Here is an 11,077-nt window from a genome sequence, read left to right as displayed (position 1 = left end):
AAATCGCTGCTTAAATAGCGGCGACATAGCCGAATAAGTGGCTAAAACTGACTAAAAACGTAATTGACTAACTGATTAATGAGTCATTCAAATTTTGCGAAATCAATAAGATAAGGTTATGTTTATGATGAGTGCATTAGGTTAAGTCGTGATAACCGAGATGAATAGAGTGTCAGTGAATAAACGTGTTATGGCATGCCCTTGTAGATAAGAGGTGAGAGTGAAACCAAAAGTATTGCATTGTGTTGACGATCCAAACATGGGCGGCGTTAATTTTGCGCTTCAAAGCTTATGTGGCTCAACATTGCAACACGACTTTGAATTCGACATCAAATATGTGGATTTTTCAAAGCCGGTTTCTTTGAATTCAACAGCGGATATCATTTGCTTACATGGTGCTTCAAATTGGCGAAATCTGTTCAATATTTTCATATTTACATTACGGCACCCCAAGGCAAAATTCGTCTTGCAAGAACATCACTACAGCGCAAGCTTTGTGCGCTCGCAAATTCAGTCTCCTAAACGTTTTTACTGGATGCTTAAACTCAATTATTGGCTAGTGGACAGGGTTATTGCCATTGCGCCTTCACAGCAGTTTTGGATGCTTAACCATGATTTAGTGCCAAAAAATAAGATCAATTTATTAGGCCAAGGACGTGATTTAAGTGGGTTTATTCCTAAACTTAACGACCTAAATAACGCCGCAATCGACGCTGAACGAAGCAATGTTAATAAAACATCCGCTGACATAAAAGTGCCTGTTATAGCCGCTTATGGGCGTTTTCATTATCAAAAGGGCTTTGATTTATTGATAAAGGCGATGTCGCTGATTAATCAACCTTGTTTACTCAAAATAGCGGGTGAAGGCCCCTTGGTCGATGAGCTAGAGCAATTAGCTGGTGGCGTTGCGAATGTTGAGTTTGTGGGGAAAGTTGAACGTGTCCCTGAGTTTTTAAATCAAGTTGATGCTGTGGTTATCCCATCTCGCTGGGAGCCCTTTGGGCTAATATTTATTGAGTCATTGGCAATGAATAAAACAATTATCTCAAGCCAAGTTGATGGCTTAGGCGATCAAGTTAGTCAGCATGCTGCATGCGATGTTAATCAAGGGGAAAACCTTCCTGTTATTCATCCTATTTCTGAGCCTGTTAGTGCTGACTCTATTGCCGATGCAATTAATCAATTTCTGTCTCAAACGGCTTCAATACATCCACCTGTCCCCAATATTGGCTATATCAATCATTGGAAACAGCAACAATGGTTTGAGCTACAGCAAGCATGGAAAAACTTGTTTAAGCAGTTGCTTGAAGATAAGCGTCATTAAATGTTCGCTTTGATGTATTTCTAGAAGGAAAATTAAAGCGTTAAACAAGCGTTCTACCCTCACGTGATAGAACCACATGACCCCAAAGATTTCGAGCGACTTAATCATAACTACTTAATCATAGCTACTTAATCAAAGCGACTTAATCATAGATACTTCATAGATAGTTAGTCATAACGACTTATAACTAGGCGCGTATCCAGCGCATCTCAAGCTGCTTTTGCCCTGTGTGTTCGCAAATACACTTGCCCACATCACTAAAGCCATGGCGAAGATAGAATTGGTGTGTTTTTTCGTTTTCAGCGTAAACGGTTAATGTTAACTGTTCATATTGGTTTTTTACCGTATCTAACAGCTGGGTTCCGATCCCGTTAGATTGTGATTGAGGATCCACAAAAATGGCTGGAATACTGCCCTCGTAATATGAAATAAAACCGAGGATGTGGCCATTGTCTTCATAAACCCAAGACTCGCTATGAGGAAGATATACATCACGCATATTTTGCTGTTGCGATTGCCAAAATTCTTCCGCTACAAAGCTATGTGCTTTGATTGATGCTGTCAGCCAGATAGCGACGGCACTATCTAGATCCTGTTCTCGCATTACTCTTATCATTTGTGTTTCAGCCCTTAATGCTAGTGCTAAGTTTAGTGTCATTGACGTCTTTATAACGTAAGTGTCGTGAGTTGCTGTATCTACAAGTCAGTGATAATTGATACTTTAAGCATGTTAGCCACACTATAAAAGTTGCCTGCGATGAATGATTGAATATTTCCGACAATATCAGCTTGAGATAGAACTCACGCCACCATAAATATCAATGGTAAGCCCACGCTCTTTTTCATAAGTTTTAGGGGTAAAACCTAATTGTTTTTTTAAATACCGAATCAAATGAGGTTGGTCGCTAAAGCCGAAGTTAAGCGCGATTTCAGCCCAATCAAGCTCGGCAGATGAGCGTTGATAAAGATACTCCAACATAGCTTCAAGTTTATTCATCGATTGGCATTGTTTAAGCGTTAGTCCTGTCACACGCTGAAAACTTCTTTCCAATGTACGCTGTGAGCAATGAAGTTGTTCTCCGAGTGAAGATATAATGCTGTCATCAAGGTGATGTAATGCTTTACGGGTAATCTTACTATGTTGATCTTCAGTGCATTGCTCAAACCAGGGCATTAATAACGCATCTAATTGCTGACAACATAAGGCAGCATCCGTTCTCGCCATAGTCATCAGTGCATCTTCATTGAGCTGACGTTCAGTGAGCAATGTCGTCCCTTGGACTTGCTCTACTGTATCAAGTGGCAGTGTCTTACCGAAAAATTCAGGCAAGCTATAAAGCGCACCTATATGAAATTTAACCCCAAGGTGGATAAATGGCTGTGAATGATCGAGTTCGAATGTATTTTGATGAGGGTATAACCAATGGCTACCTTTGCCTGCTTCGCTACCAGAACTGGTATCGTAGCGGTAGGCTTGATTTGCCGGCGAGATAATTAAATGTGTAGCAGGATCAGGGTTAAGCTTTGGATAGTTATGGCTATTCACATCTGGGCGTTTTTCAATTAACCAATAGCATTGCACATATTTAGCAATGCTAGGGGAACTAGGCGAGCGCAACCAATGGATCATAACCAGATTAACCTTGTTAAAATATGACTTATCACTATATGTCACATCGCGGCCAATACAACAAGAAATAAGGCGAGAATCACAGTGCCAATCACAAAGTGATACTCGCTAAACCTGATTAACAATAGCAATCATTATTTTGCTTCAAACGTTATTTGAACAATGCGGTTCTGTGGCATTAGGCCTGCTCGTTCAATGGCCTTTTGTGCTCCGATGTTGCCAGTTTCAGTTGAGCAAATAGGAGTTAAACCTCGATCATTGGCTAAGTTAATCAAGCTTGAAAGCACCTGAGTCGCCAAGCCTTTACCACGATGAGATTGCGCTACTATCATGCCTAAGTCTGCATACTCGGTCTGATATTCATCGAATAAACGACATTCGCCTGTTGCCAACAATTCACCATTTTGCCAATAACCAAATAACTCTTTACGGCTTATTAGATTGCCATAATAACCCGATACCCACTGCTCTGGTGCGCCGATATTGGTGGCGGCAAACTCAACAAATTGCTGCAATTGCTCTGGTTTTGCTAAAGCTAAAGTAAGCGTAGTCACATTATTGTTAACTGGAACAAGCTGCTGATACATCAAGGCGCTCACTGCAAATTGTGTTGAGTTATCCATACAAAGAGACAAATAGTGTGGCTCCGCTGTACTCACATAAGCGCCTTTTACTTGTTTGATGACTTGGCTTTGTTGCTGCGCAATAAAACGAAATAGGGCTTTGGCATCAGTTTCCGCTTCAGGGGCAAGGTAAAACTGCAGTAAATAATTTTCATCATTAATACAGCAAAAGCCGACTAAGTTATCTTGCTCATAAAACCCAAAGTGACTCGCCATAGGCACAAAGCCAAAATGCCACATGCCATCTAGCGGAGCACTTGATAGCGCAAAATACTGTGTTTTAAGTTGGCTGATATTTTCCAGCTTATCGATTGGTTTAATGTCTATCATTACTGTTACCGGGTTAAATTATAAATGACGAACAGAGGCTTATTTTAGTCATGAGCGCTGTTCTGAATGGGATAAATAGTAATCAAGCTAAGAGCGTTAAGATTGAATAAAAACGACAAGCTTGAATAATTTTACTTTCGATGTAATTGAATTGGGTGAGTAACGAAATGAAGCAAACGCCGTGGTTCGCTTATGGACAAAAGCTTATTAGAGTTAAGGCGCTTAAAATGATGCGTTCCATTAGAGAATATATGGCAAGTGGATAAAAAGTAACGTCCACAATAATGAGCTAAAATGTGTTGGCTAACATAGGCGGTGCAGACGCAAAAACAACTGTTTATCGTCCTGACAGCTTTGCTGGAAAGAAGACATTGCTAAATGTACAGGTCATTACTTTTTAAAACAGTGCGTATTTTAGCTTGATCTTTTAGTACGGTTTTATATATCCACTTATAAAAATACTGTCCATTCGTGGCAATAACTGTGCGTAGGGCTAATTTACCTCGTCTTGCTTGGTACTTTTTACCACTCTTATATAGACATCAGGTATTGATATGCCATGTTTTTTATATGCGGTAAATTTTTCAAACTCAATGTTAGTCACTTCATACCCTAGTTTATTTAATTCGATAAGTAACTGCTTGAAAATAGTCGTAGACTTCAACGCTTCCGGAAACTTATCTCTCACTCCGCTTATTGCGGGGTTATGCATATTGCCTGAAGATTTAAATGCAGCCTCTAGCTCGATTGGGTAATGAGTTTGATAAAAGGTTAGCAGCTCTTGATTGGTTAATTCAGATGACTGGCCAATGAGACGGACTGTAAATTCGCGCTCACGATAAGTAATTACTTCGAAAACTTCAGCTATGCTATTGCCTCCGCTTGGCATTAGAAATAGCTCCAGATGCGGAGAGGTGCCATATCGCTGTAGATTTCCCAGCTTCACATCGGTTGCAAAACTATTTGCTGACATAATGAGTAGTAAAATAGATAGAGTGATTTTCATAGTGATGCCTAATGTCCGAAACAGCTGAAATTTAGGAGTACCAGCGAGTCATCTTTCGGACTGCTTGTAATTAAGTTTACTCTGTCCCCCCCACTGATTTAGGTTTCTGGAGATTCTATCAAGATGGTAAAGGACATCATCTTGCCTAACAATGCTGTGTTTGCTGTAACCGAAATTATTTTCCATCCATCATTTTCAATTTCCTGAATTTGAGTATTAAGAAGGATTATATCTATAACCCCAGACATTCAATGTGTTTTTATCAAAGACAATAAGTTTACGCACTTTTAAACTCTTTTTTGCATATAACAGCTTATTGAACGGCTCACGCTTTAACGTCGGCAGCTTAAATTATTGATTAATGCCATCCTATATTTTCTATCTTATTGATGTAAATACTGATTGATTATTAATATCTTAAAACAAAGTGTGGTTACCTGATAAAAGTGACAGCAAAAAGGATTATTACTTTAAATTGAGAATTATCAAATTATTAGAGTTAGTTACACTGTTTGCATCATACAAATTTCGTTTATGAATATATCGTTTGAGTTCATTTTTTTGCAGATCAAAGTCGTGGTGCTAACCCAAACGGAGTTTGGAAATAGAGAAAGCACCATTAAACCTGGTGTGGGCGAAGCCCCAAGACTTTGACCTTAATTCATACGAAGATTGGCGTTATAAACACCCATCTTCTCAAAATCAGAATGCGTTGCAGAATGCATTTTAGCCATAATGAAAATCTTTGTTGACCATATAAGTTGCTGTATTTAAAGTATAATTAAAGTTGGCATTCGCTGTGCATTATACCGTTACATCCTGATAACGAATAGCGAGATGCAATATGAAAACAGCAACTGTAAAAGCAAATAATGTAAATTCATTGAACGTCCAAATCATCAATATTCTTGGTTTCAGTAGTATTGCTATTGGCACTGGCATGGCGCTATTTAGTGCTAATACCTATGCTGCTGAAGCATTTGATGCTTGTCCGACGGAAGCCTTTATCGTGCAAACGCCATCGGGTATTCCAAAGACCTTTGGTGTTGAACTTGGTACAGGTAGTTATACTGTATTGTCACCAGATATGGGGATTAACAAAGCACTCAACGGTGTGGGTTTTAGTTATCTTGATAATTACCTCTACGGTTGGGATTACGAAAATGCCACAGTCGGTAAAGTGGGTAAAGATTACCAAGTAGAGCCATTAACAATCACCAAAGACAGCGCAGCAGCTAATCAAAACTTTTATGTTGGTGACGTCGCCATTAACGAAAACGTTTGGTACGGCTACCGTAAAGGTAAAGGGTTATTTACCGTACCGCTTGATGGTAATGACCATCCTATGAACATTGTGCCGGGCAGTAAAAATAATGCCACTTACAATATTACCGATTTTGCATTCCATCCAACCAATGGCTTTTTATATGCCGTTACCAATGGTAGTTCAGGTAAATTAATCAAAATTGATCCAAGTAGTGGTGCATCAGAAACTATTGGAACCGTTATCACCAAAGACAGTGGTAGCTTTACCTTTGGTGCGCAGTTCTTTGATCCAGATGGCAACTTATACTTGAGTAACAACGGTGATGGTAATGTATTTAAAGTCAACGTTGATGCTGATACTCCACAAGCTGAACTTTTCTCTTATGGTCCTTCTTCTACTTCTAATGACGGTGCGCGTTGTGCGCTTGCCGAAGTGCCAGTAGGAGACAGTGTTGATTTTGGTGATGCGCCAGACACTTACGGCACCTTAATAGGCTCAAATGGTGCTCGCCACGGAATTGTTGGCAATATGAAATTGGGTAGTGTCGTTGATAATGAATCAGACGGTTATCCAGCACCATTATCTGATGATGAAAGTGATGGTATCGATGATGATGACGGTATCAGTATGCCTACAGGGTTTGAAATCGGCGAAAATGCGATGTTGATTGTCACAACCCAAGGTGATGCGGCATTTTTAAATGGTTGGATTGATTGGAACCAAAATGGCGAGTTTGATACTGACGAAAAAGTGATTGCTGCTCGCTCATTAAATGCGGGTACAACCACCTTATCAATTGATGTCCCAAATTGGGCTAAAACCGGTGAGACATGGGCACGATTTCGTTTAAGTTCGGTTGCTGATCTACTGCCTACTGGTGGTGTGAGTGATGGTGAGGTAGAGGATTACCCTATTACAGTCACTGAAACGGGTATCACGATCAGTTATTACCCATCTTCTTCTGAGTACACCACGCTGGCTTATGAGGATTTATATCCGAACCAAGGTGACTTTGATATGAATGATGTGGTGATGCAATTACGTATTAGCCAGTTCAGTAAAAATGACATGGTGCGTCGTGTGGCATTTGATGCGCAGTTAGTGGCAATGGGCGCTGCTTACCATAACGGCTTTGCGGTGCAACTGCCTGATGTGGGACGCGGTAATGTGCAAGAGTCTGCGATTGAGTGGAGCATGCAAGGGGTGAAACAAACCACCTCGCCATTAGAAGAAAATCAAACTAATGCGGTATTACTGTTCAGTCAAGATTTATGGCAGCACGCTACACCAGGTAACGGCTGTTTATACTTCAGAACAGAGCCAGGTTGTGGTACTCAGTATCGTGCGACATGGCAAATGACCGTGCCATTTATTGATTCGGTTCATGTCGATGACATGCCTGAATTTCCTTATGACCCATTTATTTTTGCCACTCCAGGTACAGATCATGGCTTAGCGGCGAAGAATATTACTGACGGGCAAAACCCTGGCCGTAAATTAGAAATCCATTTGAAAAATAAAGCACCAACTGATTTGTTTGATACGCGCTTTTTAGGCATGCATGACGATGCGTCAGCGGCTTCACAAGGCCAGTATTTCCAAGATCAAAACGGCATGAGCTGGGCGATTGAAGTACCTGATTCATGGCAGCATCCTGCAGAAAACCAACGTGTTGATAGTGCTTACATTGAGTTTATTGAATTTGCTGCAGACGAAACTGGTGAGACTAAACCTTACTGGTACCTAAATGCACAAGATTCTTTGATTTTTAAAGACTAAAAGTCACGATGAATCGCATAACTGCAAACCCAATTAACTTAAGTCATAAACGGAATTTTAAGGTGAATATTATGAACACATTAACTCAAACAACTACGGCTAAAAATGCAATGTTAATCACGTCGAATAAAGGTGTAACGGTAGCGGCGACAATGTTACTCACATTACTGACTGCCTGTGGTGGCGGGGGGGGCGGCGATGACAGCTCTCCAGCGCCAGTGGCTGCAACACCAGCGACAACCACCACAACAACGACGCCGACGACACCAACAACACCGACGACGCCAACGACGCCAACGACGCCAGAAACACCAACGGATCCTGAAACGCCTGAGGAGCCAACGATACCCGCAACGTCAATTGATGATCTGATTGTTGATGCTGATTTTGACTTACAAGCGGCTTTTAATTTGGATATTGATGTGGCGCTTGAGTCTACGCAGCGAGGTTATTTTTCGTTATGTGACCAATATGAGCAAAATGGTGCCCAAGTGACGGTTAACTTTGAGTCATGCTTATTACGTGGCGCATTAGATGAAGGTAGCTTAAATGAAGCGCTATTAGTGGCAAACCATCAGCAAAACTTAGTGGCAGTGGTGTGGTTTTACGATGGTTCAGATCCTATTTATCAAATGTGGTCATATGATATGGAGGCAGAGGAGCAAACCTTGATTATTGGTGCCATATAAATTGATGAATATTAATAAAGCCAAAAAAGCCCCTTTATTGCGGGCTTTTTTGGCAATGGGCATTTCGATGTTACGCAGTGTTAGAAGCGTTTACCTAAGGTTAAGTAAAAAGATTGGTGGTGTAAGTCATTAACTCCGAAACCAAATACAGCAGGACCAAAGTCTGTTTCAGTGCCCACAAATACACTCGCGGCGTAGATTAAGTCATTCATATCGCGCTCAGACTTTAACTGCCAAACATTGCCCGCTTCAACTGATAATCCCATATAAACAGGGACATTTTTATTGAGTATTTGCCAATCTGAGCGGCGCTGGTAAATAAGCGCACCGTAAGCTAATTGGCTGCCAACAAGGGCATCATTCGACTCACCAGATAAATTCAAAAAGCCCCCCAGATTTTGTGTATGTAACAGGCTAAATTCCTCAGTATCAACGCCTGCTAAATCGACTTTGGCAATCAAGGTGTGGTGCTGATAACTGCTGGCCTTTTTAAAACTGAATTGATACTCAGTGGCTGAGTCAGTGCTAGAACTTGACGTTAGCATGCTGTTTTCGTCCATGCTTAACTTGTCTTTATGCCAAATGACATTGGCCTCAATCAGCATGCCTTTAGATGGAAAGCTATAACTATCTAAGCTGTCGTAACCCACATGAATGCCGCCTCCATGAGCATCATAATCAAAATTTAGTTGCGGATATTGCGGGCCCTCCATATCGCCCGATTCGCCATATAATCCAAGCTCAATCACCATATTATCTATTGGTGAGTAACCTAAAGCTGCGGATATATGATGGGCATTATGGGTGGTTTTCAGTAACAAGAGCCCTTGCTCATAATAGGTTTGTTGTTGCTGTTGATATTGATAACGGCCTTTTACATAAAACTGTTCAAGATCGTCCAAGGGTAAATACAGCTCGGTTGCCAATAATTTATCTTTGCCTGTGGTCAGCTCAAAGCGAACTTGGGCATCAGTATCTGCAATATGATTAATTTGATAAGCCAAATCCAACGCGACATTTGAGCTATTCTCAAAGTCTTCTTGCCAGCTAAAGCTAATATCGAAAAAGTTAGGACCCCAGCTCTTTTCTTCTGTGTTAACTACCAGCACTTTTTGATCATTTTCTTGCTCAAATTCGAGTGTGACTTTTTCAAAGTCATTGATGGCATAAACCCGATCAACGGCTTCGATTAGTGCATCTGAACTCACTTGATCGCCGTTATCTATATTGAGTTTTTGTTTAATCAGTGCAGTTGAAGTTGATGACTGATTATTAAAACGAATTTGCTCAATAGGCGCTTGTTGAAACGCAAGAATGTCTTGCTTAAAATTCGCTCGCTTATAGAGATATTGGCTAAAACTGTCAGCATCAGAGACTAATGGTTGCAGTTGCTGTTTATGCATTAAGGCTGCTTGTTGTCCAAGTTCAAACCCACTGGCTAAAGCGCTAAAGTCGGTGGTGTCAAAGTTACTGATATCTGGGCGGATCAAAATATCAGCCTTATTCAGTGTCGCAATTTGCGCTACGGCATTGGCGCGTGTCATCAAGGTGCTTAATTGGCCGACGATAGCAATAGCGCTGTTGAGCTGTTCTTGGGCTGACAAATCCGCACCAATATCGATGGCAATAACAATATCTGCCCCCATATTTTTAGCGGTTTCAACGGGTAAATTACTTACAATGCCACCATCAACTAAGGATTTTCCATCAATCACGGTGGGCTGTAATATGCCGGGTACCGTGGCGGAAGCTTGCATTGCTTTAAGTAAATTACCTTGGTTTAGCACCACAGCTTCACCTGTGGAGATATCGGTTGCTATCGCGCTAAAAGGCGTTGCGAGATCATTAAAGCTGGCTTGGTTTTCGATAGCGCCAAATGAATCCAGGTAAAGGTTGCCCATGGTTTGGCCCCTAAGTAGGCCTTTGGGGAGCAGTAATTGGCCATCAAGTAGGCCTAATTCAAATGGCATGTTGTAGCGGTCGACATCTTGTTTATCACGGTAGCGTAATGATTGTCTTGGCACATTATCGTTAAAACCACTTTCCCACGCTAAGCCGAGCATGATGGTTTCGATGTCGTTTGCACTAAAGCCTAATGCGTATAAGCCGCCAACATAAGCGCCAATACTGGTGCCGACAATATAGTCGACTTCAATTTGTTGTTGCTCTAAATACCGTATTACGCCCACATGGGCTGACCCTTTTGCTCCGCCGCCACTGAGTACTAAACCGACGGTGGGTCTAGGTGATGACTCAGGTTGAGCATCTGGGTGAGTGTTTACTGGGTTTAATGAGTTAGCGCCCACCGCCTGACTGATGCAAATACAGCTTGCCGCTAGCCAAGCTAGGCAGGTTTTCGCTAGGTTGACGTTAAACAAGGGCAATAGGAATTGACGCATCAGAAACCTTTAAATTGGAATGATTGAATT

At 41.2% G+C, this 11,077-nt stretch carries 8 protein-coding genes; 3 read left to right on the top strand and 5 right to left on the bottom strand.

The window, feature by feature from the left end; translation table 11 throughout:
* Window positions 1-220: 220 nt before the first annotated feature.
* Complete coding sequence (locus AN944_RS05115; RefSeq protein WP_055023520.1) at window positions 221-1,324, top strand: glycosyltransferase family 4 protein; 1,104 nt, start codon at window positions 221-223, stop codon at window positions 1,322-1,324.
* 187 nt (window positions 1,325-1,511) lie between these two features.
* Here AN944_RS05115 and AN944_RS05110 read toward each other — a convergent pair whose 3' ends face one another.
* From AN944_RS05110 to AN944_RS05095, 4 genes are all read right to left on the bottom strand, one after another.
* Window positions 1,512-1,982: an N-acetyltransferase gene (locus AN944_RS05110; protein WP_225442111.1), complete on the bottom strand. Its 471-nt coding sequence runs from the start codon at window positions 1,980-1,982 to the stop codon at window positions 1,512-1,514.
* A 126-nt stretch (window positions 1,983-2,108) separates the two neighbouring features.
* Window positions 2,109-2,954 carry an AraC family transcriptional regulator gene (locus AN944_RS05105; protein WP_055023519.1) on the bottom strand — a complete coding sequence of 282 codons (846 nt, stop codon included), beginning with the start codon at window positions 2,952-2,954 and terminating at the stop codon, window positions 2,109-2,111.
* 134 nt (window positions 2,955-3,088) lie between these two features.
* A complete protein-coding gene (locus AN944_RS05100; RefSeq protein WP_055023518.1) occupies window positions 3,089-3,907 on the bottom strand; it encodes a GNAT family N-acetyltransferase in 819 nt (272 codons plus the stop codon).
* Window positions 3,908-4,400: 493 nt separating this feature from the next.
* Entirely contained in the window at window positions 4,401-4,913 is a 513-nt protein-coding gene (locus AN944_RS05095) for a hypothetical protein (RefSeq protein WP_055023517.1), read from the bottom strand.
* 844 nt (window positions 4,914-5,757) lie between these two features.
* On the opposite strand from AN944_RS05095, the gene AN944_RS05090 reads away from it, so the two are divergent.
* Window positions 5,758-7,959, top strand: a complete 2,202-nt coding sequence (locus tag AN944_RS05090; protein WP_162838648.1) for an LruC domain-containing protein — start codon at window positions 5,758-5,760, stop codon at window positions 7,957-7,959.
* A gap of 71 nt (window positions 7,960-8,030) precedes the next feature.
* Complete coding sequence (locus AN944_RS05085; RefSeq protein WP_055023516.1) at window positions 8,031-8,648, top strand: hypothetical protein; 618 nt, start codon at window positions 8,031-8,033, stop codon at window positions 8,646-8,648.
* 80 nt (window positions 8,649-8,728) lie between these two features.
* Here AN944_RS05085 and AN944_RS05080 read toward each other — a convergent pair whose 3' ends face one another.
* Window positions 8,729-11,047, bottom strand: coding sequence for a patatin-like phospholipase family protein (locus AN944_RS05080; RefSeq protein ID WP_055023515.1), 2,319 nt, complete (start codon window positions 11,045-11,047; stop codon window positions 8,729-8,731).
* Between the last annotated feature and the right edge of the window lie 30 nt (window positions 11,048-11,077).

Origin of the sequence: Shewanella sp. P1-14-1, from assembly GCF_001401775.1 — a bacterium.
Classification (GTDB): Bacteria; Pseudomonadota; Gammaproteobacteria; order Enterobacterales; family Shewanellaceae; genus Shewanella; species Shewanella japonica.
The sequence above is the reverse complement of the archived record's forward strand: the minus strand, read 5'-3'. Positions and strand labels throughout refer to the sequence as shown.